Genomic DNA, 23,347 nt, shown 5'->3' with positions numbered 1-23,347 from the left:
GGCAGCACGCGGAAACCCACCCACGCCCCTCGCCGTACGGGAGTCGACCTCGTGAATCGCCCCTCGCACCACTCCGACCGGCCGGGACCGAGCCGCAGACGGCTGCTCTCCAGCACCGCGCTCGTCCTCGGCGCCACGGCGCTCTCGCTGCCGGACACGGCGGCGTTCGCGGCGCCCGGAGGGAGCGCGGGGCCCGCCGACGCCGCGCTGCGCAGGCTGCTCCCCCGCCACCACTCCCAGGTCGCCCTCCGCCTCACGAGCGGCGGCGGCGCGGACCGGTTCCGCGTGTCCGGCACGAGCGGCCGCATCGTCGTCGAGGGCTCGACCCCGGCCACCCTCCTCGCGGGCCTGCACCGCTATCTGCGCGACGTGGCGCACGCCTGCGTCACCTGGAACGGCGAACAGCTCGACCTGCCGAACCAACTGCCCGCCCCGTCCCGCGCGTTGACGGCGACGGCGAACGTCGCCCACCGGTTCGCCTTCAACGACACGAACGACGGCTACACGGGCCCGTACCGCGACTGGGACGCCTGGCAGCGGGAGCTGGACGTGGTCGCGCTGCACGGCTTCAACGAGGTACTGGTGACGACGGGCGCCGAGGCCGCCTACTTCGACACGTTCCGCCGCTTCGGGTACTCCGAGGCCGAGTTGCTGGACTGGATCCCGGCGCCCGCGCACCAGCCGTGGTGGCTGCTCCAGAACATGTCCGGGTTCGGCGGGCCGATCAGCCGCCGGCTGCTGGAGCGGCGCGCCGACCTCGGACGCAGGATCGCCGACCGGGCGCGGGAGTTGGGCATGACGCCGGTGCTGCCCGGCTGGTTCGGCACGGTGCCGGACGGGTTCGCCGACCGGGTCGACGGGGCGAGGGTCGTCCCGCAGGGCACGTGGAGCGGATTCCCGCGCCCCGACTGGCTCGATCCGCGCACGGACGCCTTCGCCGAGGTGGGTGCCGCGTTCTACGACCGGCTCGACGCGCGGCTCGGCGCCACCTCCATGTACAAGATGGACCTGCTGCACGAGGGCGGCAGGCCGGGGGACGTGCCGGTCGGTGAGGCCGCGCACGCCGTCGAGAAGGCCCTGGGCACGGCGCACCCGAAGGCCGTGTGGGCGATCCTCGGCTGGCAGACCAATCCGCGCCGCGAGATCCTCGACGCCGTCGACCGCTCCCGCATGCTGATCGTCGACGGGCTCTCGGACCGGTTCCCCACGGTGACCGACCGGGAGCGGGACTGGGGCGGCACCCCGTACGCGTACGGCAGCATCTGGAACTTCGGCGGGCACACCGCGATCGGCGCCAACACCCCCGACTGGGTGGCCAGTTATCCGCGCTGGCGCGAGAAGGACGGCAGCGGACTGGCCGGGATCGCGGCGATGCCGGAGGGCGCCGACAACAATCCCGCGGCGCTCGCCCTGCTCGGCGACCTCGCCTGGACGACCGACGACATCGACCTGGACGACTGGTTCGAGCGGTGGGCCGCGTCCCGCTACGGCGGCGCGGACCGGCACGCCGCCGCGGCCTGGCGGGTGCTGCGCGCGACGGCGTACGGGACGCGCCGCACGGACTCGTGGAGCGAGGCGCCCGACGGGCTGTTCGCGGCGCGGCCGAGCCTGGCGGTGCGGTCGGCGGCGGCATGGAGCCCGCAGGCGGAGCGCTACGACACGGCGGAGTTCGACGCGGCACTCACCGAACTCCTGGCCGTGAGCGAGGACTTGAGGGGCAGCTCCGCCTATCGGTACGACCTCCTCGATGTGACCCGGCAGGTCCTGTCGAACCGCAGCCGGGTGCTGCTGCCGCAGATCAGGGCGGCGTACGAGGCACGGGACGCGAAGCTCTTCGGGCGGCTCACGCGGACGTGGCTCGACTGGATGCGGCTCCTCGACGACGCGCTCGCCACGTCCGAGCACCATCTGCTGGGCCGGTGGCTGGCGGAGGCCCGAGCGTGGGGCGCCGACCGGGCGGAGCAGAACCGGCTGGAGTACGACGCGCGCTCCATCCTGACGACCTGGGGCGACCGGGAGGGCAGCGAGGCGGGCCTGCGGGACTACGCGAACCGGGAGTGGGCCGGCCTGGTGTCGGGCCTGTATCTGCCGCGCTGGCGGCGGTACTTCGCGGAGCTGACGGACGCGCTCGCCGAGGACCGGCAGCCCGCGGCGATCGACTGGTTCGCGATGGACGACGCGTGGGCGCACGGGACGGAGACGTACGCGGCCCGACCCTCCGGATCGATCGAACGGCTCGCCCACCGGGTGCGCGACACCCTCGCCGGCACGGCACACCAGGCGACACTCACGGCGTCCGCGGCTCACTCCTCCGTCTCCCCCGACGAGCCGGTCGCCGTCGACGTGACGTTCACCAACCGCAACGGCTTCGCGGCCGCCCGGGACGTCACCCTCTCCCTCGACCTGCCCGAAGGACTCACCGCGCGCACCGACGGCCCGGTCGCGGCGACGGAGGTGGCTCCTGGCAAGGCGTTCAAGGCCCGCTTCACGGTGTCACTCACGGGCACGACGGACACCCTCGTCCTGCGGATGCGCGCGGACGCCGCGTACCGGATGGGTGGCGCGTCAGGGGCGGCCGTCGACACGGTCCGGCTCCTCGCGGGCACAGGTGTCCAGGACCCGTACCGGACGGTGTCGTTCAACGACGCGGTGTTCGGACAGTCCGGCGACACCCTCGCCATCGAGGGCGGCGGCGCCGACCTGTGGGGCGCCACGAACGAGTTCGGCGCGATCCACCGCCCCGCCGCCCTCACGGACGGGGCGTCGGCGACGGTCCGGGTCACGTCCCAGGACCGTACGGGCGGCTGGGCGCGCGCGGGACTCATCGTCCGCAACGACCTGACGCAGCAGGGCGGTTCGGGCTTCGTCGACCTGGCGCTCACCCCGTCCAACGGCATCGCCCTGTCGTGGGACTCCGACGGCAACGGACGCCTCGACACCGTGAAGACGGCAGGCACGGCGGTGTCCGCGCCGGTCCACCTCCGCCTCACCCGCCAAGGCGGCTCCTACAAGGGCGAGTTCAGCACCGACGGCACCACATGGACCACCGTCGGGACGGCGAACCCGGCGGGGGTCGCGTCCGGTGGTCAGGACGTGGGCGCGTTCATGAGCGCGGCGAACGGCGGGAGCGGGGCGCGCGGCATCGCCACGTTCGAAGGGCTGCGCATCAGCTCCGGCGGTTGAGGAGCGGCAGCACGCGGGAGCCGAGCAGGTCGACGCCGTCGTCGTCGGTGAGGCCGTGCGGGGTGCCGAACTCGACGCGGGAAGCGCCCGCGTCGATGACGGCCTGCGCCTGCGCCGCGACCTGCTCGGGCGTCCCGGAGAACGCGAACAGGTCGAGGAGTTCGTCGGGGATCAGCTTCCCGGCCCCTTCCGAGTCGCCGCGGGCCACCCGCTCCTTGACGCCCGCCAGCAGATCGGCGGGGACGTCGACCGTCGGGTCGAGCTCGGCGACGACGGCGAGGTACATGGCGACCTCGGTGCGGGCGTGCGCGCGGGCCCGTGCCCCGTCCTCGTCGACGACGGTCACGGCGCCGACCACGACACCCACGTGGTCCGCAGGTTCCGCGTCGGGGCCGCCCGCGATGCGGCGGCGCATCACGTCGACCATCGCCGGGTTCGCCGAGCCGCCGATCTTCAGCTCGCCCGCGACGCGCCCCGCGAGGGCGGCCGTGCGCGCACCCCAGGTGCCGATGAGGACGGGGATCTCTGGGCGGTGCGGCCGGTAGCGGAGCCGGGTGCCGGGCGCGAGCCGGAACACCTCGCCCTCGTAGCCGTCGTCCGCGCCCGAGAGCAGCGCGCCGATGAACCCGACCGCCTCCCTGATGTGCGCGAGCGGCCGGGGCTGCCCGATGCCCACGTCGCCGAGCCAGGTGCCGCGCGCGAGCCCGAGGTAGGCCCGCCCGGACGAGGCGAGGTCGAGCGCGGCGACCTGGCCCGCGATCTCGTAGGGATGCATCGAGTACGGGTTCCAGCAGGCGGCGCCGAGCCGGACCCGGCTGGTGGCGCGGGCCATTTCGAGGAGCGGGAAGATCGGCGGCTGGTACATGAGGTCGCCGAACACGGAGAGCACGTCGAAGCCGTGCTCCTCGGCGCGCGCGGCCAGCCGGGCGTAGTCCTCGGGTCGCTTGTCGCTCTGCAGACCGAGCCCGATCTCGACGCCCTTCCGGGGTCGCCGGGTCGGGTGGGGCGCACCATCGGTCACGTCAGGTCCTCCGTGTTGAGGCGGCACCGTGCCGTGCGGTCGATGCGCATGATCAGTCGTTCTTCGGGGTCGGGGCAGCAGACGAGGGTGTCGCGTTCGAGCCAGTCGTCGGTGGGCAGCTGACGCTGTTTGGCGGGCAGCAGCGGGAGGACCGCCTGGAGCGCGTAGACGCAGAAGTGGCGGCCTTCGGGGATGCGCAGTTGGGCGCTGTTGACGAGTTCGAAGTAGTCGCCGACCGCCATGCCGCACACGGAGCGGCCCTCGATGCGGTCGACGGTGACCCGCAGGTCGTACAGCTCGGTGACCGGTTCGCCGGTCTCGTTCGCGCTCATGCGACTCCCGTCGTCGTACGTGCTGTCGGGGGCCCGCAGTCGTCCGCCGACAGGGCCAGGCCCACGCCGACGGCCTGATCGGGCGGCTTCGGGGTGACGAGGCTGACGGCGACGACGACCGCGGCGTTGACGGCCATGGCGAGGAGGCCCGGCTCCCACTCGGGCAGGTGCGCCGCCCAGTAGTCCTTGGCGAACGGGGCGAGCAGCGCGGTGAATCCGGCGGCGAGGCCGAGCAGTACGCCGATCGCCGAGGTGCGGCGCCACAGGAACGCGAGGACGACGGCGGGGGCGAGCATGCCAATGGCCGAGTAGGCGTTGAGCAGGATGTCGACGAGGGACTGGCTGTGTCCGACGGTCAGCCACACGGCGACCGCCGCGAAGCCGATCATCGACACCCGGGAGACGAGCAGCGTGCCGCGGTCCGACAGCCCTTGGCGCACCATCGGGGCGACCACGTTCCGGGCGAACAGCACCCCGGACGTGAGCAGCAGGACCGAGCCGGGCGCGAGGGCGAGCAGGAAGCCGGTGCCGGCGACGAGGCCGACGGCCCAGGCCGGGTAGGTGTCGGAGACGAACTGGAGGAGCGCCGCGTCGAGGTCGCCGCCCGCCGGTTTCGTGCCCGCGACGAGGGCGGCGAAGCCGAGCAGGATCACGAAGAAGTACGCGAGCGAGTACAGCGGCTGCCAGATGGCGTTGCGGCGGATCGCGGTGCCGGAGGCGGCCGAGTAGGAGACCTGGAACAGGTGCGGGAACACCCAGTTGCCGAGCGCCACGTTGAGGGCGGACGTCATCAGCCAGGTCGACGTGGTCGGCGACGCGGGGTCGATGCCGGGGAACCTCCCGATGCCCGGGTGCTGTTCCTCCGCGAGCCGGAAGATGTCGAACAGGGACGACGCGCCGACCTTGCCCGCGACGGTGGCCGTGAGCAGCACGACGACCACGACCATCAGGACGTCCTTGACGCCCGCGGAGAAGGCGGCCGAGCGCAGTCCCGCGAGGAAGACGAAGGCCAGCATCACCACGGCGCCGATGACGACGGCGGCGTCCGACGACACCGAACCACCCAGCGTGAGCCGGACGATGAGGCTGAGGCTGACCAGCTGGATCTGGACGTAGACGACGAGCGCGGCGATGCCGACGAGCGCGGTCACCACGCCGAGCCAGGGCGCCCCGAACCGGGCGGCGAAGAAGTCGGCCTGGGTGATCAGAGCGTGCTTGCGGCCCGCCCGCCAGATCTTCGGCATGAGCCAGTAGCCGAGGGCGTAGCTCAGGGAGACCGAGGTGAAGGCGAGGTAGGCGGGGGCGCCCATGGCCCACGCGTAGCCGGAGATGCCGAGGACGGCGAAGGTCGTGTAGACCTCGCCCGCGTTCATGAACCAGAACAGGACGGTGCCGAAGCGGCGCCCGCCGACGGCCCAGCCCGACAGGCTGCTCGTGGCCGGGGCGTCGCCGTTCGCGCGGCGGCCGAAGCCGATCGCGCCGACGACCGTGCCGACGACGATGGCGAGGACGAGTGCGAGTGTCACGCGGACTCCCCCGCCCTGTGCTCCTCGGCGCTCCGGTCGGTGAGTTCGAGGAAGCGGGCCTCCTCCGCTTCGACGCCCGCCCTGCGATCGAGCCGGAAGACGAGGGCGATGACGGCGGTGGACGCCAGGACGCCGAGCATCTGCCAGAGCATCGGGAACGGGATGTTCAGCGGGGCGAGCCGTACGTCGTTGACGACCGGCACGAGGCCGACCTGCCAGACGAACGGGAGGACGAGCAGCCAGCGGTGGGCCGTGGGCGGCCGGGGTGCCGTCGATGCCATCGCATCCCCCAGGAGTCGGTGCGGAGTGGGCGGAGTTGCCGCAGTGGGCACCTCCCGCGTGCAGCCTGACTGCACACGGGAGGGCGATCCGTGACGCTAAACTCCCTCGCAGCAGTCGTCAACGCGCGCTCACAGTACGAGATGTGCACTGTGTCTCTACGGAGGATCATGATCGGCACCCGCCTGCGGGCGCTGCGCACGGAACGCGGTCTGAGCCTGCGTGAGCTCGCTCGGCGCACCGGTGTCTCGGCGACGCTCCTCAGCCAGGTCGAGCGCGGGGTGACGGAGCCGAGCCTGGCGACGCTGCGGCGGCTCGCGGAGGTGTTCGGCGCCTCGGTCGTCGCGCTGTTCGACGCGGAGGACGTGCCCGCCGTGCACATCAGCCGCCCCGGCGAACGCTCCACCATCAGCGGTCCGCGCGGCCTGGTCCAGTACGAACGGCTCGCCGGGAGCAACGGCCGCCTGGAAGTCCTCCGCGCGATCCTCCCCCCGGGCGCCGCGACGAGCGACGAGCCGTGGGCCCACCCGTCGACCGAGTGCGCGTACGTCATCTCCGGCACGCTCACCGTGGACATCGCGGACGTCCCCCACGAGGTGACCGCACAGGAGTCCATCACCTTCGACGCGGGCCAGCCCCACCTCTATCGCAATGGGTCGGACGCCCCGGTGGAGTACATCGTGTCGGTCACGCCGCCGTCGCCGTAGACGGACGCTTTACTGGCCCTATGCAACCGAGCGAACACACCACCGAGAACGCCGCCGAACCGGACCGCGAGCTCGTCGAGATCGCCCTGCGGACCGTGCGGGAGCGGGCCCGCGGGGACAACCACACCGTGGCCGCCGCCGGGCGTGGGGTCGACGGGCGGGTGGTCGTCGCCATGAACGCGTACCACTTCACCGGCGGGCCCTGCGCCGAGCTGGCGCTGCTCGGGGCGGCGGCCGCGCAGGGCGTGTACGCGTTGCGGACGATCGTCGCCGCGGGCGACAGGGAGCGCGGGGTGATCGCGCCGTGCGGCCGCTGCCGGCAGGCGCTGCTCGACTACTTTCCCGAGGTCGAGGTCATCGTGGGAAACGGTGCGCGCAGGCGGGCCGTACCCGTGCGGAGCCTGCTGCCCGAGAGCTACGTGTGGGCCGAGCACCAGCTCGACGGCGACGACTGACAGCTAGTCGAGGCGTTGGGCCGCCGTGTGGAGTTCGTCCAGGGCCGCCAGCGTGAGGGTCGCCAGTTCGCCGGGGGCGTCGTCGCGTGACGGGTCGGCCCAGCGGGTGAAGCCCAGTTTGAAGGCCAGCACGCCGAGTTCGGCGGCCACTTGGGCCGTTGCCTCGGGGACGTCGCGTCGCTCGAGGGCGCCCGCCATCGCGGCGGCCATTCCTATGCTCTTGAGCGCGTTGCGCTCCTGAAGCTCCTCGTTCGCCTCGATCGCCGCGTGCAGCAGGGGGCTCAGCTCGCGGTTGAACGAGGTCATCTCCCCCGAGGCGCGCTCCAGGCCCGCCGCCACGGCGGCGATCGGCGTCGCGCCCTCGGGGGCTTCGGCGATACCCTCGACCAGGAGCCGGCTGAGGGTCTTCTGCCCGGCGGTGAGGATCTCCCGCTTGTCGGCGAAGTGCCGGTGGAAGGTGCTGCGGGTCAGCTCCGCGCGCTCGGCAATCTGGGCGACCGTCGTGTCGTCGTACCCCTGCTCCGCGAACAGGCTCAGCGCCGCCACGACCAGGCGCTGCCGGGCATCCGGCTTCCATCTCGGCATACGTCCATCCTAAGTGATGCGACACATGTCGCATCAGTGGGTGTAGCGTGGTGAGTGATGCGACACCTGTCGCATCACTTCTTCCCTCATATCTGGAGTCCGCCATGCGCGTCTTCATCACCGGCGGCACGGGCCTCATCGGCTCGGCCGTCGTCGCCGAACTGCTCGCCGCAGGACACGCGGTCACCGCCCTGGCCCGGTCCGACGCCTCCGCCGACAAGGCTCGCGCCGCGGGGGCCGACGTGGTCCGGGGCGGCCTCACCGACCTCGACGTGCTGCGCGCCGAGGCGGAGAAGGCGGACGGCGTCGTCCACCTCGCCTTCAGCAACGACTTCAGCTCGCCGGAGGCGCTCGCCCGGGGCGTGGCCGAGGAGGGCGCCGCGCTCGGCGTGCTCGGCGACGCCCTCGTGGGGTCGGACAAGCCGCTCGTCACCGTCTCCGGCACGCCCCGCGCGGAGGGCCGCCCGGCCACCGAGGAGGACCCGCTGCCCACGGACGGGCCGGTCGGCGGGCGCAGCGTGTCGGTGCAGCGCACCCTCGAGCTGGCCTCGCGCGGCGTGCGCACCTCGGCGATCCGGCTGCCGCGCACCGTCCACAACGAGGGCGACGGCGGGTTCGCGGGTCTGCTCACCCAGATCGCCCGGGGCACGGGCGTGGCCGGCTACCCCGGTGACGGCACACAGCGCTGGCCCGCCGTGCACGCGCTCGACGCCGCCGTGCTGTTCCGGCTCGCCCTGGAGCAGGCCCCGGCGGGCACCGCCTGGCACGCCGTCGCCGACGAGGGCGATGCCGTACGGGACATCGCCGCGGTCATCGGGCGGCGCCTCGGCATCCCGTCGAAGTCCGTTCCCGAGGAGAGCTTCGGGGCGCTCGGGCCGATCTTCGCGGCCGACCAGCCGGCGAGCAGCGCGCACACCCGCGCCGCCCTCGGCTGGCAGCCGACCCGTCCCGGCCTCCTGGAGGACCTGGAGAAGATCCAGCCCTGAGGCGCGGCGGGCCCCGTCAGTCCCGTGCGCCGTGGAACTCCGCGGCGACCGCGCGCAGGCCCCGTACGCCGTACTCGATGACGGGCTCGGCCTGCGGGGCGAAGCGCGGCGAGTGGTTGCCGGGGATGCCGGGGCGCGGCTGCGTCGGGTCCTCGCCCTCGTACAGTTTCGGGTCGAAGCTGCCCCACATCCAGAACACGGAGGGGCAGTCGAGGGCCGTGCCGAAGATGCCGAAGTCCTCGCTGCCGGAGAGCGGGCGGGCCATGTGCTGCACGCCGCCCTCGCCGTACACGCCGCGCAGGGCGGCGCGGGCGCGCTCGGTGGCGTCGTCGTCGTTGACGGTGAGCGGGAACGCGTTGAGGGGTTCGAACTCCGGCTCGCGCGGGGCGCCCGCGGTCCGCGCCTCGCCGCGGACGATCCGTTCGATCGCGGCGAGCACGCGCTCGCGGACGTCGGGGTCGAAGGTCCTGACGTTGACCTTGAGTTCGGCGGTGTCCGGGATGATGTTCTCCTTGTGGCCCGCGCGGAACGAGCCGACGGTGACCACGGCGGCGTCCTGCGCGGCGATCTCCCGTGACACCACCGTCTGGAGCCGGGTCACGACGTGGGCGCCCAGCACGATCGGGTCGACCGTCAGCTCGGGCTGCGAGCCGTGTCCGCCGGCCCCGTACAGGCGGATGCGGAAGCTGTCGGCGGCCGACATGGTGGTGCCGGGGCGCAGCGCCACGGTGCCGGTGGGCAGCGGGCTGACGTGCTGGCCGAGGCAGATGTCGGGGCGCGGGAACCGGTCGGCGAAGCCGTCGTCGACCATGGCCCGCGCGCCCGCGGCGATCTCCTCGCCGGGCTGGAACACGGCGAGCAGGGTGCCGCGCCAGGTGGTGCGGTCGGCGGCGTACAGCGCGGTGGCGCCGAGCAGCGCGGTGACGTGGTGGTCGTGGCCGCAGCCGTGCATCACGGGGACGTCGTGGCCGTCGGGGCCCGGCGCGGTGTCGGTGGATGCGTAAGGCAGGCCGGTGTCCTCGGCGAGCGGGAGTCCGTCGGTGTCGGCGCGCAGAAGGACGGTGGGGCCCTCGCCGTTGGTGAGGACGCCGACGACGCCGGTGGTGCCGACGCGCTCGGTGACGTCCCAGCCCTGGGCCCGCAGCACGGCGGCGATGATCCCCGCGGTGCGGGTCTCGTGCATCGACAGTTCGGGGTGCGCGTGCAGATCGCGGTAGAGCTCGCCGAGGGCGGGCAGCAGCAGCGCGAGCCCTTCGTCGGCGGGGGTGCCCGCGGGCAGCGTGAGCCGGGCCGGGTCGACCGGGCAGGCGGGGGACGTGGTGTCGGTCATGCGGTGCTCCTTACGTGGAGGGGTGGCGGCTGTCGGTCAGTCCCGGACCGCCGGGCCGAGCCGGGAGCGCAGGGCCTCGGAGGTCTGCGGGGCGAGCAGGGCGAGGGCGGCGGTGAGCGCGGCGCCGACGGCGAGCAGCGCGAAGGCGACCGTGAACGAGTATGTGTCGGCGAGGTATCCCATCAGCATCGGCACCAGGATGCCCGCGGACTGCCCGCCGAAGTTGATCATTCCGGACGCCGCGCCGCTCAGCCGCGTCGACAAGGTGCGCAGCGGCACCGCGAAGATCGGCGTGAAACAGAACGTGCAGGCGGCGAAGGCGAGGCAGAGCAGCGTCTCGAACGCGGCGAGTCCTTCGGCCTGCGTCATCGCGAGGACCGCGACGCCCGCGACCGTCATGGACGGGGCGACGAGCAGCGCCGGCCGCCCCTTCGCCCGGTCCGCGCACCAGCCACTGAGGATCATCGCGAGGCCGCCGAAGAGCGCGGGCAGCGCGGTGAGCAACCCCGAACTCTCCAGCGAGAGCCCGCGTTCGGTCTGGAGATAGGACGGCACCCACGAGGTGAGTCCCCAGGCGAGCATGCCGTAGCCGAACAGCATGCCCACGTACAGCCACATCGCGGGGGTGGCCAGCAGGGCGCGGGTTCCGCCGCCGCCCTCGGCGCTCTCGGTCGGCGTGGCGGGGCGGGCCGGAGGCAGCAGGAGCTGGACCAGGACGAAGGTCGCGACGCCGAGTCCGGCGACGGCGTAGAACGACATGCGCCAGCCCCACAGTGCGATGACGGGTCCGGCGATGAGCGGGGCGACGACCGAGCCGAAGGCGTTGGAGGAGGAGATCCAGCCGCTGGCCGTCATCCGCTCGCGCGGTCCGGTGCGTTCGGCGACGGCCTTCATCGCGGCGGCGGGGAAGATGCCCTGCCCCGCGCCGAACAGCACACGGATGACGACGAGCGCGGCGAACGACCAGGCGGTGCCGGTCAGCGCGGTGAACACGGACCAGATCAGCATGGCCCACAGCAGGATCCGCTTGGATCCGAAGCGGTCGGCGAGCAGTCCGCCGGGGATCTGGCACGCCGCGTAGGCCAGGAAGAAGGCGGAGAGGACCAGGCCCTGCTGGGTGCGGTCGATGCCGAACTCGGCGCCGATGTGCGGCAGCGCGAGGTTGATGACGAGCCGGTCGATGTAGTCGACGATCCAGGCCAGGAACAGCAGGCCTACGGTCGTCTTCGCGGCCCGGTCGAGCCGGACCCGCCCCTCGACGGGCGCGGGGTGCGCGGCGGACGGTGACTTGGTGGCGCTCACGGCGGCTCCACGGTGTGTGTCGCGTCTGGTGGTGGGCGCGCACGCCTGGAGCCGCGGACGGGTCGGCGTCGGGGCAGGCGCGCACATCCGCGCGGCGAGCGTCCGCCCCTGTGCCGGGGGCCGCCGCACGGGCTGGTGCGAGTGGCCCCACAATGGTCGCCATGCCGTCCGCCACCGCGCCGATGCCGGATTCCCTCGCCCCTGGACCGCAGGATTCCGTCTCCACCGCTTCCGACATGTACGACTCCGCCGGTATGCGGCGCGATGACGACTCCGCCGGTACGGGACGCGATGACGACTCCGCCGGCGCCGGGCGCGATCTCGACGAGACGGACATGGCGCTCGTCGACGCGCTCCAGACCAGCCCGCGGGCGCCCTGGTCGCGGATCGGGGCGGTGCTCGGGATCGACGCCACCACGGCGGCGAGGCGCTGGGAGCGGCTGCGGGTGGACGGGCTCGCCTGGAGCACGGCGTACGAGACGTGGCAGCGGCACGGCCGGGGCGCGGGCCTGTGCATCGCGTTCGCCGATGTGGCCGTGGCGCCGGGCCTGTTGGGCGCCGCCTCGGACGCGGCCTGCGCGGATCCGCGGGTGGCCAGCGTCGAGCGGACCTCCGGGGAAGGCGCCCTGTTCCTCACGCTGTTCTGCTCGGGCACCGCGGCCATGACGCGCTTCACCGACGGCCCGCTGGCCGCGCTGCCGGGCGTCCGTTCCGTCGACCTGTCGGTGGTGCTGCGCAGTTACCGGGAGGGCGCGGACTGGAAGGTGCACGCGCTCGACCGGGTGCAGCGCTCCCGGCTCGCGCCCGTGGGTCCTGGTGGCGGCGCGGCCCCGCAGTACGCCGACGCGGACCGCGCGCTGCTGCGCGCCCTCTCCGCGGACGCCCGCCGCCCGTACAGCGAGCTGGCGCGGGACACCGGCGCGAGCGAGGCCACGGTGCGCCGCAGGCTGGCCCGGATGCTGGGCTCGGGCCACGTCAGGATCCGCTGCGACGTGTCGCATCTGGCGGCGGGCCGGCCCGTCATCAGCACGTTCCGGCTCGCCGTGCCGTCGGCCGAACTCGACGCCGCCGGGCACCTCGTGGCGGGCCTTCCGGGTGTCCGGCTGTGCATGGGGGTCACCGGCGATGCGAATCTGCTGGTGTCGACGTGGGCGAGGTCCCTGGAGGACGCCGCCGGTTTCGAGGTGCGGCTCGGCTCCCGGCTTCCCGCCGCCCGCATCCTGCGCCGTGACGTCACGCTGCTGACCGCGAAGCGGATGGGCCGCCTCCTCGACGACGAGGGACGCGCACGCGGGCACGTCCCTCTCGGCCCCCTGTCCTGAGCCTCAACCGCCGGGCAGCAGCACCGCCTTGAGCGCACGTCCGGACCGCTGCTCGGCCACGGCCCGGTCGAAGTCCCCGAGCCCGTACGTCGTCACCAGCTCGTCCAGCGGCAGCACCCCCTTCTCGTAGCGTCCGATCAGCTCGGGCACCAGCAGCGACGGGTCCGCGTCGCCCTCGACGCAGCCGCGCAGCCGCAGCCCGCGCAGCATGAGGTCGCGTACGTCGATGGGGGCGGTGGCGGGGCCGAGGCCGACGACGGCGAGGGTGCCGCGCGGTTCGAGGAGGGTGAGGGCGCGGGAGATCAGCTCGGGGCGTCCCGTGGTGTCCAGGGCATGGGTCACCGCCGGGATCGGGTCGTCGAGCGAGGCGACCGTCACCGCGCCGAAGCGGGCGGCGAGTTCGCGGCGCGCGGCGACCGGCTCGGCCACCACGACCTCCGCGCCCTCGGACAGCGCGGTCAGCACCGCCGCCGAGCCGACCGCTCCCCCGCCGACGACGAGCAGCCGGTCGCCGTGGCCCGGCCGCAGCACGTTGAGCACCGCGCCCGCCCCGGTGAGGAATCCGCAGCCCAGCGGGGCGGCCACCCACGGCGGTGTGTCGCCGACGGGGACGCAGGAGCGGGCGTCGGCGAGGGCAGCCGTGGCGAAGGAGGACTGGCCGAAGAACGCGCCGAACACCGGCGCGCCGTCGACGCGCAGGGTGGGCGTACCGTCGGGCCGCCGCCCCGCGTTGTTGAGCGTGGTGGCGAGGGCGCAGTACGCGGGATGGCCCGCGCGGCACTGGGCGCAGCGGCCACAGTGCGCGTACGAGATCACGACGCGGTCGCCGAGGGCCAGGGTGTCGACGTCGGCGCCGAGCCGCTCCACGATCCCGCAGCCCTCGTGTCCGAGGACGGCGGGGCGGTCGCCGAGCGCCCTGCGGGTGGCGAGGTCGGTGTGGCAGACGCCGACGGCCTCGATGCGGACGACGACCTCGTGCGGGCGCGGATCGTCGAGTTCGGCGTCGACGAGGGCGGTGGGCGCGGCGCCGCGCGACAGCAGGACCGAGGTCCTCATGGGCGGTCCGGGGTGTCGCGCTCGAGGCCGAACCAGAAGTGCCGGCCGTCGGCGAGGACGACGTCGGGCTTGCCGTTCATCACGCCCATGAGGGTGGTGTCGTCGACCCGCTTGAAGTGGTCGAGCACGGGCATCCCGTCGTACACCATGGTGGCGGTGGTCTCGCCGCGGAACTCGACGTTCCACAGGCTCGCCTCGCCGCGTCCCGCCGTGGTGTCGGAGTAGAGGCTGCCGTCGTCGGCGCGGCAGATGAGCGGCTTCGCGTCGTCGAGGGCGTCGAACCGCTTGCCGTGCCAGCGGCTCGCGGACAGCACCTTCTCGATGGGGTGTCCGGTCGGGAACGCGAATCCGCGCCAGGGTCCGATGATGTCCGCCGCGTCGACCGGTTCCAAATCGGCCCAGAGGGCGTCGAGTTCGGCGGGGTCGACAAGGCCCTCGACGGCGCGCAGCGCCTGCCACCGCTCGGGCACGCCGGTCGTCATCGGACCCCCAGGCGGCGCAGCAGGGCCAGTTGCCCGTTCGTACGGCGGATGAAGGACTTCACGGAGCTCTCCTCGGGTGTGGTCGGGCCGAGCGGCAGGAGCCGCTGGGTGGCGAGCGTCTGGCTCTCGGTGTACTTGCGGATGCCCTCGGCACCGTGCCGCCTGCCGAGACCGCTGTCGCCCATGCCGCCCATGCCGGCCTCGATGCTGCCCGCGGCGGCGGCCGCGCCGTCGTTGATGTTGACCGAGCCGGAGCGGATGCGGCGGGCGAGGCGGGCGGCCTCGCGGGTGTCCCTGGACCAGATGGAGGCCGACAGTCCGTAGGTGCCCTGGTTGGCGAGGTCGACGGCCTCCTGGTCGGAGGCGCAGGGGTAGAGGGAGACGACGGGGCCGAAGGTCTCCTCGCCGCACACGGCCATGTCGGGGGTGACGCCTTCGAGGACGGTGGGTTCGTAGAAGAGCGGGCCGATGTCGGGGCGTGCCCTGCCGCCCGCGAGGACAGTTGCGCCCTTGGCGACCGCCTCGTCGACGTGCGCCCGGACGGCTTCGAGTTGGGCCCTGGAGGTGAGCGAGCCGATGTCGGACATGTAGTCGTAGGTCCTGCCGAGGCGCAACGCGGCGGTCGCGCGGACGAGTTCGTCGCGGAACGCGTCGTAGACCTTCTCGTGGACGTAGACGCGCTCGATGTGGATGCACATCTGCCCGGTGTTGGCGAAGGCGGCGGTCACCGTTCCGGCCGCCGCGGCCTGCACGTCGGCGTCGGCGCGCACCAGCAGCGGGTTCTTGCCGCCGAGTTCGAGGGAGGCGCCGATCAGGCGGCGCGCGGCGCGCTCGCCGACGGCGCGTCCCGTGGCGGTCGAGCCGGTGAAGCACACGTAGTCGACGGCGTCGACGAGGGCGGTGCCGATCACGGATCCGGGCCCCGTGACGATCTGCCAGAGGTCGGCGGGGAGTCCGGCCTCCGCCATCAGGGCCCGCGTCCACAGCAGGGTCAGCGGGGTCTGCGAGTCGGCCTTGGAGACCACGGCGTTGCCCGCGATCAGCGCCGGCAGGACGTCGCCGACGCCGAGGTAGAGCGGGTAGTTCCAGGGCGAGACGATCCCGACGACACCCTTCGGCACGCGGGCCTCCTGGACCCGGGTCGCGCCGGGGATCATGCCGCGCACGCGGTGCGGCGCGAGGTAGTGGCGGGCGCGTCGCGCGTAGTGCCGGGCGATCGTCGCGACCTGGGCGACCTCCATCCAGGCGTGGTAGCGGGCCTTGCCGGTCTCCCACTGGATCAGGTCGAGGACCTCGTCCTGCAGCTTCAGGAGCAGGTCGTGGAAGGCGAGCGCGAGGTCGGCGCGATGCTTGAGGGTGGTGCCCGCCCATGCGGCCTGGGCGGCCCGTGCGCCGGTCACCGCCTCCGTCACGTCGGCCGGGTCGCAGCGGGGCACGGCCGCGGTCGGCGTGAGGTCGAAGGGGGCGAGCGCGGTCAGCGGTTCGGGGCGCTCCGCGCCGCCGCGCTTGGCGTCCCGGCGCACCCCTTCGCACCATCGGGCGATCAGCTCGTCGGTCACCCACGCGGGGCGGGCCGGGTCGATGCTCATGCGGACTCCTCGCTCGCCGACTCTCTTGTCGATGCCTTCGCGCCTCGCTATGTTAATCGGAAATCACATCCTGGAACAAGATTTGAAGCGTGCCTCAAGCCCCAACAACACGTCACACCGGGCTTGTTGAAGCGCCTGACCAACCAGGAAAGCGAGTAAGTCAATGACAAATCTGAGCCGCCGTAGAGTGCTCTCGCTCGGTGCCGCGCTGGGACTCGTGGGCGCGACGGGCACGGCGACCGACGCGTGGGCCTGGTCGCCGACGGGTTCGGTCGCGGGAGCGGGCGCCGGCACCGACCCGGAGTACGTCTGGGACGACGCGATCGACCCGCTGATGGCCAAGGTCATCACCAGCGGACAGGTCCCCGCGGTCAACAAGGGGTTCGAGACCTGGGTGAACAACGACGACCCGCTGCCCAGCGGTCTGCCCGCCGAACTCACCACGTATCTGGAGGGCGTCAACAAGCTGCCCAGCTGGGCGGATCCGAAGAAGCTGGCGCGCGCCGCCGACTTCAACCGGCGCAAGGACACCTACCTGTTCATGCTGTACGGCCTCGGCAGCGGCATCATGAGCACGGTCATCCCGCGCGAGGCCAAGAGCGTGTACTGGTCGGCGGGCGGCGCCGACATGCAGGACCGGGCCGCGAAGACCTTCACGTTCGGCTACGACCTGGCACAGCTCAAGGGCTTCGAGCCCGAGGGCCAGTTCATCGTCACCGCCAACAAGACGCGCATGGTGCACGCGGCGGTGCGGCACATGCTGCCGCAGTCGCCGCACTGGTCTGCGGTGTCGGACCAGAAGATCCCGATCAGCAACGCCGACATCCTGGTCACCTTCCACAGCCTCGGCACGTTCGTGCGCCGGAAGCTGCTCGAGTGGAAGGTCCCGTTCGACGCGGAGGACCAGGAGGCGTTCCTGCACAGCTGGCAGGTGGCCCTGCATCTGCTCGGTGTGCGCACGGAGTACATCCCCACGTCGTGGGACGAGGCGGACAAGCAGTCTGCGCAGGTCCTCACGCCGATCCTGTCCCCCACCACCGAGGGCATCGAGCTGGCCGAGGACCTGCTGGGTCTCACCGCGCAGATCGACCTCGGTGTCACGCGCGGGTTCCTCAACGAGTTCGTGCGCTACGTCCTCAGCAACGAGATCGGCGACTGGCTGGGCCTCAAGCGGGACTACGCCGCCGCCACCCTGATCCGCACGGCGTGGCCCGCGTTCATCCTGTTCCGTGAGGGCCTGAACCCGGTGGCGCCCGGCGCGTTCTACATGTTCGACCAGTTCATCCGGGCGCTGGCCATGGCGTTCCTGAACAAGGGCGCGTCGGGCCAGACCACGCCGATCGTGATCCCCACACACAACCGACAGGACTGACACCCCGCCCGCGGGCGCCGGGGCCCGCCGCTCAGAGCCCCAGCGCCCGCACCACGAGTCCGGTCACCGTGGCGCGGTGCTCGGGCGTGTCCCGCCACCGCATGCTCCGTCCGGCCTCCACCACGACACCGAACCCGGCGTGCACCAGCACACGCGCCTGCCGCGGGTCGAGCTCGGGCCGCGCGAGCCGCAGCTGCTCCTCCCATACGGCGATGTGCTCGCGCTGGGCGAGCGTCAACGGCCGCTGCGCGTCGGCCGGCAGGCCCACGAACTCCGCCTCGGCGACGCTCGTCAGGGCGGTGTGCTCGAAGCTGTACGCCACGTACGTCGCCGCGAGCGCCGCCACCGCCTCGTGCGGCCCCGCCGTCCCCTCCAGGTTCTGGTCGACGGCCTGGGCGAGCAGGCCCGCCGCCTGGAGGCAGGCCGCCGTCAGGATGTCGACCTTGCCCGGGTAGTGGCGGTAGAGGGCGGAGGGGGCGAGGCCCACGGCCTCGGCGATCTGGCCGTTCGTGACGTTGGCGAACCCGTCCCGCGCGAACAGCGGGACGGCCGCCGCGAGGATCTCGGCGCGCCGGGAGCGCGCGACCGGCAGCGCGGGGAGCCGGACGGCCCGCTCCCCGCCCGGCGGCGGTTCCGGGACCGGGGCCGCGACGAGCCGCAGCGCGCACGTCGACAGCAGCTCCTCCGCGCGGCGTTGGGCGATGGACGTGCGGTGCATCGTGATGGAGCCGATCGCGCCGAGCGCCGCGACGACCCGCAACTCCGCCCGCTCCCCCGGGAATTCCCGCCGCGCCGCCTCCGTGACGCGTCCGACGACGCGGGCGAACTTCGCCCGGAGCAGCCTGCGGTCCTCCCGGTTCAGGTAGCGGGCCTCCCAGCGGTAGACGCCGCCCTCGGCCCGCCGCTTGACGGTGATCCGGACGAGGGCCGTGAGCAGCTCCGCGGTGTCGGCCTCGGGCGGCAGTTCGTCGAGGGTGGCGACGAGTCCGTCGACCATGGCGTGGGCGCACTCGGAGAACAGCGCGTACTTGTTGGGGAAGTGCCGGTACAGGGCCGCCGCGGTGATGCCGACGGCGGCGGCGATCTCCTCCATGGACGCCGCGTGGTAGCCGCGCGCGCTGAACAGGCGTCCGGCCGCCTCGACGATGAGCTGCCTGCGATTGCGGGGGCGGGTGGCCGCCATCTGCTGCTCTGAGGTCATGAACGGGCCGCGGTGCGCGGGGAAGGAGACAGGGACGGGGCCATGCGGCCCAGTCAATCACACGCCACGCCGCACGCCACGGCCTGCGCGAAGGCAGCGGCCGCACGCGGGCGCGCGCCCCCGCGTCAACTCTTGGTCATGATTCCTTTCGCCCCGCTGTCCTGTCATCCGGTGCCGCCTAAGGTCGGGGCCGTCCCGGACCGCCCGAGCGTCAGGAGGGTCGATGCCGATATCCGGCCGGCATGGGCGGTGGTGGCTCGGGGTGGGGCTGCTCGTCGTGCTGATGTGTGCGGTGGCCGCCGGGGTGTGGTGGCCGCGGGACGTGAGCGGCTCGACGGACGGGGCGCGGCGCACGACGGTCGAGGTGTCCGCGAGTCACTGCGGCGAGGGCTGGCGGGACCCCACGCCCGGCGTGCAGGTGTTCGCGCTGCGCAACACCTCGGCGACCTCGGCCGAGGTGTTCCTGGAGGATCCGCGCAGCCGGAGGGTGTACGGCGAGGTCGAGGACATCGGCCCCGGTACGACGCGGGAGTTGACGGTGCGGCTCGGGGGCGGCACGTACGCCTTCAGGTGTCTGCCGGAGGACGCCGACGCCGTCACGGGCCCCGCGGTCCGCGTCCGCGGCGGCCGCCCGGGTCCCGCCGCCGCGCCGGTCACCACGCACGACCTCATCCCGCCCTCGATCGCGTACCAGAAGTGGGTCGGCGCCGGACTCGGCGAGGCGGTCCGCCTGACCCGCGCCCTGCGCGACGCCGTCGACCGCGGCGACCTCGACGCGGCCCGCGCCGCCTGGCTGCCCGCACACCTCCAGTACGAACGCCTCGGCGCGGCCTACGACGCGTTCGGCGACGCCGACGGGCGGATCAACGGCACGGACGCGGGCCTGCCCGACGGCGTCCACGACAAGGACTTCACCGGCTTCCACCGCGTCGAGTACGGGCTGTGGCACGGCGAGTCGGCGCACTCCCTGCGCGCTCCGACGGCGGCGCTGCTCACCGCGCTCGGCACGCTGCGCGACGACTGGGCGCAGGCCCGGATGGATCCTGCGCAGCTCGGGCTTCGGGCGCACGAGATCCTGGAGAACACGGTGCAGTTCGAGCTGACGGGGCGCACGGACTTCGGCAGCGGAAGCAACCTCGCCACCGCCCGCGCCAACGTGGACGGGACCCGCGAGGCGCTGTCCCGGCTGCACCCGATCCTCGCCTCGCGCTACCCCGGCCTGCCCGCGCTCGAGCGGGACGTGCGGCGGGCCGGCGAGTTGCTCGACGGGCTGCGCCGCGACGGCCGGTGGCCCGCCGTCGACGCGCTGGACCGTGCGCGGCGGGAGCGGGTCGACGCGCGCTTCGGCGATCTGGTGGAGCGGCTCGCCCGGGTGGCGACGCTGTGCGATCCGAGGAGGACGGTGTGAGCGGTGGTGTCGGGAGGCGCGGGTTCCTGCGGGGCGCCGCGCTCGCCGGGGTCGGCGTCGGCGCGGGCGGTGCCGCGGCGCCGCTGCCCGAGCCCGTGGTGCCCGTCGCGCCGTTCCACGGTGCCCGGCAGGCCTCCGTGCTCGCGACGCAGCGCCGGGCGACCGCCTTCGTGTCCTTCGACGTCACGGTGGAGCGCCGGGCCGAACTCGTCGACGCGCTGCGGGCGTTGACCGACCGCGCCCGCTTCCTCGCGACGGGCGGGGTGCCCGAGCCGGGCGGGATCACGGCGCCGCCCGCCGACTCGGGGGTGCTGGGCGAGCGGGTGCCGGGCGGAGCGCTCGCGGTGACCGTGGGGGTCGGCGCGTCGCTGTTCGACGGGCGGTTCGGGCTCGGCCCGCGCAGGCCACGCCGGCTCACGGCGATGCCGACGTTTCCCGACGACGACCTCGACGCCGACTGGTGCCACGGCGACGTGAGCCTGCAACTGCACGCGGACGACCAGGACACACTGCTGCACGCGCTGCGGGACATCGCCCGGCACACCCGCGGCGCGCTCCAGGTCCGCTGGCGGCTCGACGGCTTCACCAGCCCGCCGCGCCCCTCGGGCACGCCGCGCAATCTGATGGGCTTCAAGGACGGCACCGCGAACCCGGACACCGCAGACGCCCGCGCCATGGACCGCCTGGTGTGGGTGGGCCGGGGCGACGACGAGCCCGCGTGGGCGGCGGGCGGCAGCTATCAAGTGGTGCGGCTGATACGGATGCTGGTCGAGTTCTGGGACCGGGTGTCGCTGAGCGAGCAGGAGCGGATGTTCGGCCGTTCGCGCGCCACGGGCGCCCCGCTGGACGGGAACGCGGAGCACGACGCGCCGCGGTACGTCGACGACCCCAAGGGCGATGTGATCCCCCTGGACGCGCACATCCGACTCGCCAATCCGCGCACCCCCGGCTCCGGCGCCCGACGCATCCTGCGGCGCGCGTACAACTACGACCGGGGCACGGACACCAACGGCAATCTCGACATGGGGCTGCTGTTCTGCTGCTACCAGCGGGACCCCGTACGGCAGTTCGCGGCCGTGCAGAAGCGGCTCGCGGGGGAACCACTGACGGACTACATCGTGCCGTTCGGCGGCGGCTACTTCTTCGCGCTGCCGGGCGTCAGGGACGCCGGGGACTGGTTCGGCCGCGCCCTGCTCTCCTGAGCCGACCTCCAAGCGGACCTCACCGTTGCGGAAAGCTTCCGCTCACAAGCGGTCAACAGGTGGTCAAGATCGGCCCCGCGGTTATAGATGCAGGCTTCACTCAAGTGTCACGGTACTTGCGCATGCACGTCGTCGACACGGGTCGGAGGACGCACATCCATGGACAGCAAGGCACGCAGATCCAGTGGCGCGTCCCGACTGCGGGCGCTGGGCGCACTGGCGGGAGCGGCGGCGCTCACCGTGCTCGGCGGGGCCGCCCCCACCTGGGCCGCCGCGCCCGCCGCGAAGGACGCGGGCACCGCCACCCCGATCAAGCACGTGGTCGTCCTCTTCGACGAGAACAACTCCTTCGACCACTACTTCGCGACGTACCCGAAGGCCGCGAACACCGACGGCACGCGGTTCACCGCGGCCAAGGGCACGCCGAAGCGGATCGACACCCTCGCGCACGCGGGCCTGCTGAAGAAGAACCCCAACCAGTACGCGCCCAAGCGGCTCAGCCCCGATCACGCGGTCACCTGCGACCAGAACCACTCCTACGGGCCCGAGCAGTACGCGTACAACGGCGGCGGGGCCGACCGGTTCGTGCAGAACACCGAGGTCGACAAGTGCAGCGGCGGCCTGTTCGGCGAGCCGGGCCTGGTCATGGACTACTACGACGGCAACACCGTCACCGCGCTGTGGAACTACGCGCAGCACTACGCCCTCAGCGACCGCTCCTACGGCTCCAACTACGGCCCCTCCACGCCCGGCGCGATCAATCTGGTCTCCGGGAACACGCACGGGATCATCTCCACCGACCCGGCCTCCGGCACCGAGAACCCGAAGCAGACCGCGACCCCCGACACGTACGCCGTGCAGTCCCCCGACGCCGACGGCGTCGGCACGATGATCAACGACCCGGACCCGTCCTTCGACGACTGCTCCGACAAGAACCACACCGCCACGAACGCGCTCGCCACCATGAAGGGCCGCAACATCGGCGATCTGCTCAACGCCCGCAAGGTGTCGTGGGGTTGGTTCCAGGGCGGCTTCCGGCCCAGCAGCGCGTGGAACGGCGAGGACGGCTCGTACGCGAAGTGCGAGGACGCGCACGCCAACGTGGGCGGCGCCGCCACCCTCGACTACAGCCCGCACCACAACCCGTTCGCCTACTACAGGTCGACGGCGAACCCGCACCACCTCGCGCCCAGGAGCGTCGCCGAGATCGGTCACGCGGGGCCCGCGAACCACAACTACGACCTGACGGACTTCACCGCAGCGGCGAAGGCCGGCAGCCTCCCGGCGGTCAGCTTCGTCAAGGCGAGCGCCTACCAGGACGGCCACGCCGGGTACTCCGACCCGATCGACGAGCAGCACTTCCTGGTGAACCAGATCAACGCCGTGCAGAGTTCGCCGCAGTGGAGGTCGACCGCGATCGTCATCGCCTACGACGACTCCGACGGCTGGTACGACCACGCCTACATCCCGCCGCGCAACGGCTCGAAGGACACGTCGACCGGCTCCAACGGCCGGGCCACCGACTCCCCCGCCTGCCAGAACGGACCGGCGGCGGCCGGTGGCTACCAGGACCGCTGCGGCCCCGGCACCCGGCAGCCGCTGCTCGTCATCTCCCCGTACAGCAAGGTGAACAGGGTCGACCACACGATGACCGACCAGGCATCGATCATCCGGTTCATCGAGGACAACTGGGGCACCGGCCGCGTCGGCGACCACTCCTTCGACGCGACCGCGGGACCGCTGTCCGGCCTGTTCGACTTCAAGCATCCCAACAACCGGCAGCTGCTCCTGAACGCGGACGGCTCGGTGCGGTCCGAGGGCGCCCTGCACGAGGTCGCGCCGGTCACCACGCACATCACGCCGGGCCCGCCGATGGAGCCCACGGCCGCCACGACGTCCGACGGCTTCCCGGCGCTCCCGGTGGGCGTCGGCGCGGCGGTCCTCGCGGTCGCCTCCGGCACGTACCTCACCCTGCGCCGCAGGCGGCGCGCCACCGCCTGACGCCGCCC

20 protein-coding genes are annotated in these 23,347 nt (G+C 73.0%); 9 read left to right on the top strand and 11 right to left on the bottom strand.

The annotated features are described in order from the left end of the window. The first annotated feature begins 51 nt into the window (after positions 1–51). Positions 52–3,183 carry an alpha-N-acetylglucosaminidase gene (locus tag ACTWJ8_RS37420; RefSeq protein ID WP_443261920.1) on the top strand — a complete coding sequence of 1,044 codons (3,132 nt, stop codon included), beginning with the start codon at positions 52–54 and terminating at the stop codon, positions 3,181–3,183. Here ACTWJ8_RS37420 and ACTWJ8_RS37415 read toward each other — a convergent pair. Genes ACTWJ8_RS37415 through ACTWJ8_RS37400 form a run of 4 tightly spaced genes read right to left on the bottom strand, consistent with a single transcriptional unit; the run spans position 3,167 to position 6,343 of the window. Continuing rightward, positions 3,167–4,204, bottom strand: coding sequence for an LLM class flavin-dependent oxidoreductase (locus ACTWJ8_RS37415; RefSeq protein WP_443261919.1), 1,038 nt, complete (start codon positions 4,202–4,204; stop codon positions 3,167–3,169). The genes ACTWJ8_RS37420 and ACTWJ8_RS37415 overlap by 17 nt on opposite strands. Further along, positions 4,201–4,536: a TIGR04076 family protein gene (locus ACTWJ8_RS37410; RefSeq protein ID WP_443261917.1), complete on the bottom strand. Its 336-nt coding sequence runs from the start codon at positions 4,534–4,536 to the stop codon at positions 4,201–4,203. The genes ACTWJ8_RS37415 and ACTWJ8_RS37410 overlap by 4 nt, the downstream gene beginning before the upstream one ends. Further along, complete coding sequence (locus ACTWJ8_RS37405) at positions 4,533–6,062, bottom strand: sodium:solute symporter family protein (protein WP_356372599.1); 1,530 nt, start codon at positions 6,060–6,062, stop codon at positions 4,533–4,535. The genes ACTWJ8_RS37410 and ACTWJ8_RS37405 overlap by 4 nt, the downstream gene beginning before the upstream one ends. Beyond that, positions 6,059–6,343, bottom strand: a complete 285-nt coding sequence (locus ACTWJ8_RS37400) for a DUF3311 domain-containing protein (protein WP_356372601.1) — start codon at positions 6,341–6,343, stop codon at positions 6,059–6,061. The genes ACTWJ8_RS37405 and ACTWJ8_RS37400 overlap by 4 nt, the downstream gene beginning before the upstream one ends. A 168-nt stretch (positions 6,344–6,511) precedes the next feature. On the opposite strand from ACTWJ8_RS37400, the gene ACTWJ8_RS37395 reads away from it, so the two are divergent. Together ACTWJ8_RS37395 and ACTWJ8_RS37390 are read left to right on the top strand one after the other, a co-directional pair. Further along, positions 6,512–7,048 carry a helix-turn-helix domain-containing protein gene (locus ACTWJ8_RS37395; protein ID WP_356372602.1) on the top strand — a complete coding sequence of 179 codons (537 nt, stop codon included), beginning with the start codon at positions 6,512–6,514 and terminating at the stop codon, positions 7,046–7,048. A gap of 20 nt (positions 7,049–7,068) precedes the next feature. Continuing rightward, on the top strand, positions 7,069–7,503 hold the full coding sequence (locus ACTWJ8_RS37390) for a cytidine deaminase (RefSeq protein ID WP_356372604.1): 435 nt from the start codon (positions 7,069–7,071) through the stop codon (positions 7,501–7,503). Between the two features lie 3 nt (positions 7,504–7,506). Here the strand turns inward: ACTWJ8_RS37390 and ACTWJ8_RS37385 are convergent, their stop codons facing one another. Next, positions 7,507–8,088, bottom strand: coding sequence for a TetR/AcrR family transcriptional regulator (locus tag ACTWJ8_RS37385; protein ID WP_443261916.1), 582 nt, complete (start codon positions 8,086–8,088; stop codon positions 7,507–7,509). A 104-nt stretch (positions 8,089–8,192) separates the two neighbouring features. Here ACTWJ8_RS37385 and ACTWJ8_RS37380 point away from each other — a divergent pair, with 104 nt between their 5' ends. After that, positions 8,193–9,074: an SDR family oxidoreductase gene (locus ACTWJ8_RS37380; protein WP_443261915.1), complete on the top strand. Its 882-nt coding sequence runs from the start codon at positions 8,193–8,195 to the stop codon at positions 9,072–9,074. Positions 9,075–9,090: 16 nt separating this feature from the next. Here ACTWJ8_RS37380 and ACTWJ8_RS37375 read toward each other — a convergent pair whose 3' ends face one another. Together ACTWJ8_RS37375 and ACTWJ8_RS37370 are read right to left on the bottom strand one after the other, a co-directional pair. Beyond that, positions 9,091–10,404 (bottom strand): amidohydrolase, encoded by a 1,314-nt coding sequence (locus ACTWJ8_RS37375; protein ID WP_443261914.1) that lies wholly within the window; start codon positions 10,402–10,404, stop codon positions 9,091–9,093. A gap of 36 nt (positions 10,405–10,440) precedes the next feature. Beyond that, complete coding sequence (locus ACTWJ8_RS37370; protein WP_443261913.1) at positions 10,441–11,706, bottom strand: MFS transporter; 1,266 nt, start codon at positions 11,704–11,706, stop codon at positions 10,441–10,443. A gap of 161 nt (positions 11,707–11,867) precedes the next feature. Here ACTWJ8_RS37370 and ACTWJ8_RS37365 point away from each other — a divergent pair, with 161 nt between their 5' ends. Further along, the gene (locus tag ACTWJ8_RS37365) at positions 11,868–13,028 is read left to right on the top strand and encodes an Lrp/AsnC family transcriptional regulator (protein ID WP_443261912.1); all 1,161 of its coding nucleotides are present in this window, start codon (positions 11,868–11,870) and stop codon (positions 13,026–13,028) included. Between the two features lie 3 nt (positions 13,029–13,031). Here the strand turns inward: ACTWJ8_RS37365 and ACTWJ8_RS37360 are convergent, their stop codons facing one another. Genes ACTWJ8_RS37360 through ACTWJ8_RS37350 form a run of 3 tightly spaced genes read right to left on the bottom strand, consistent with a single transcriptional unit; the run spans position 13,032 to position 16,155 of the window. Continuing rightward, positions 13,032–14,084 (bottom strand): NAD(P)-dependent alcohol dehydrogenase, encoded by a 1,053-nt coding sequence (locus tag ACTWJ8_RS37360; protein WP_443261911.1) that lies wholly within the window; start codon positions 14,082–14,084, stop codon positions 13,032–13,034. After that, a complete protein-coding gene (locus ACTWJ8_RS37355) occupies positions 14,081–14,566 on the bottom strand; it encodes a DUF4334 domain-containing protein (protein WP_443261910.1) in 486 nt (161 codons plus the stop codon). Before ACTWJ8_RS37355 ends, ACTWJ8_RS37360 begins: the two co-directional genes overlap by 4 nt. Then, positions 14,563–16,155 (bottom strand): succinic semialdehyde dehydrogenase, encoded by a 1,593-nt coding sequence (locus tag ACTWJ8_RS37350; protein WP_443261909.1) that lies wholly within the window; start codon positions 16,153–16,155, stop codon positions 14,563–14,565. Before ACTWJ8_RS37350 ends, ACTWJ8_RS37355 begins: the two co-directional genes overlap by 4 nt. A 163-nt stretch (positions 16,156–16,318) precedes the next feature. Between ACTWJ8_RS37350 and ACTWJ8_RS37345 the strand changes: the two genes are divergently transcribed. After that, positions 16,319–17,527 (top strand): oxygenase MpaB family protein, encoded by a 1,209-nt coding sequence (locus ACTWJ8_RS37345; protein ID WP_443261908.1) that lies wholly within the window; start codon positions 16,319–16,321, stop codon positions 17,525–17,527. A 31-nt stretch (positions 17,528–17,558) separates the two neighbouring features. Here the strand turns inward: ACTWJ8_RS37345 and ACTWJ8_RS37340 are convergent, their stop codons facing one another. Next, positions 17,559–18,728 carry a TetR/AcrR family transcriptional regulator gene (locus ACTWJ8_RS37340; protein WP_443261907.1) on the bottom strand — a complete coding sequence of 390 codons (1,170 nt, stop codon included), beginning with the start codon at positions 18,726–18,728 and terminating at the stop codon, positions 17,559–17,561. 223 nt (positions 18,729–18,951) lie between these two features. Between ACTWJ8_RS37340 and ACTWJ8_RS37335 the strand changes: the two genes are divergently transcribed. The 3 genes from ACTWJ8_RS37335 to ACTWJ8_RS37325 all read left to right on the top strand — a co-directional run bounded on the left by ACTWJ8_RS37335 (position 18,952) and on the right by ACTWJ8_RS37325 (position 23,339). Then, a complete protein-coding gene (locus tag ACTWJ8_RS37335) occupies positions 18,952–20,136 on the top strand; it encodes an EfeM/EfeO family lipoprotein (RefSeq protein WP_443261906.1) in 1,185 nt (394 codons plus the stop codon). Then, positions 20,133–21,338 (top strand): iron uptake transporter deferrochelatase/peroxidase subunit, encoded by a 1,206-nt coding sequence (efeB, locus tag ACTWJ8_RS37330; RefSeq protein ID WP_443261905.1) that lies wholly within the window; start codon positions 20,133–20,135, stop codon positions 21,336–21,338. The genes ACTWJ8_RS37335 and efeB overlap by 4 nt, the downstream gene beginning before the upstream one ends. 159 nt (positions 21,339–21,497) lie before the next feature. Next, positions 21,498–23,339, top strand: a complete 1,842-nt coding sequence (locus ACTWJ8_RS37325; protein ID WP_443261904.1) for a phospholipase C — start codon at positions 21,498–21,500, stop codon at positions 23,337–23,339. The last annotated feature ends 8 nt before the right edge of the window (positions 23,340–23,347 follow it).

The sequence above is a fragment of the Streptomyces sp. SDT5-1 genome (assembly GCF_052245995.1).
Classification (GTDB): Bacteria; Actinomycetota; Actinomycetes; order Streptomycetales; family Streptomycetaceae; genus Streptomyces.
This window is presented reverse-complemented; position numbering and strand designations above follow the sequence as displayed.

Bases quoted from the DNA above. Each gene is read 5' to 3' on its own strand.
- ACTWJ8_RS37380 (WP_443261915.1), top strand. From the start codon at position 8,193: ATGCGCGTCTTCATCACCGGCGGCACGGGCCTCATCGGCTCGGCCGTC.
- ACTWJ8_RS37340 (WP_443261907.1), bottom strand. From the start codon at position 18,728: ATGACCTCAGAGCAGCAGATGGCGGCCACCCGCCCCCGCAATCGCAGG.
- ACTWJ8_RS37350 (WP_443261909.1), bottom strand. From the start codon at position 16,155: ATGAGCATCGACCCGGCCCGCCCCGCGTGGGTGACCGACGAGCTGATC.
- ACTWJ8_RS37395 (WP_356372602.1), top strand. From the start codon at position 6,512: ATGATCGGCACCCGCCTGCGGGCGCTGCGCACGGAACGCGGTCTGAGC.
- ACTWJ8_RS37390 (WP_356372604.1), top strand. From the start codon at position 7,069: ATGCAACCGAGCGAACACACCACCGAGAACGCCGCCGAACCGGACCGC.
- ACTWJ8_RS37335 (WP_443261906.1), top strand. From the start codon at position 18,952: ATGCCGATATCCGGCCGGCATGGGCGGTGGTGGCTCGGGGTGGGGCTG.
- ACTWJ8_RS37365 (WP_443261912.1), top strand. From the start codon at position 11,868: ATGCCGTCCGCCACCGCGCCGATGCCGGATTCCCTCGCCCCTGGACCG.
- ACTWJ8_RS37385 (WP_443261916.1), bottom strand. From the start codon at position 8,088: ATGCCGAGATGGAAGCCGGATGCCCGGCAGCGCCTGGTCGTGGCGGCG.
- ACTWJ8_RS37325 (WP_443261904.1), top strand. From the start codon at position 21,498: ATGGACAGCAAGGCACGCAGATCCAGTGGCGCGTCCCGACTGCGGGCG.
- ACTWJ8_RS37360 (WP_443261911.1), bottom strand. From the start codon at position 14,084: ATGAGGACCTCGGTCCTGCTGTCGCGCGGCGCCGCGCCCACCGCCCTC.
- ACTWJ8_RS37410 (WP_443261917.1), bottom strand. From the start codon at position 4,536: ATGAGCGCGAACGAGACCGGCGAACCGGTCACCGAGCTGTACGACCTG.
- ACTWJ8_RS37375 (WP_443261914.1), bottom strand. From the start codon at position 10,404: ATGACCGACACCACGTCCCCCGCCTGCCCGGTCGACCCGGCCCGGCTC.
- ACTWJ8_RS37400 (WP_356372601.1), bottom strand. From the start codon at position 6,343: ATGGCATCGACGGCACCCCGGCCGCCCACGGCCCACCGCTGGCTGCTC.
- ACTWJ8_RS37355 (WP_443261910.1), bottom strand. From the start codon at position 14,566: ATGACGACCGGCGTGCCCGAGCGGTGGCAGGCGCTGCGCGCCGTCGAG.
- ACTWJ8_RS37345 (WP_443261908.1), top strand. From the start codon at position 16,319: ATGACAAATCTGAGCCGCCGTAGAGTGCTCTCGCTCGGTGCCGCGCTG.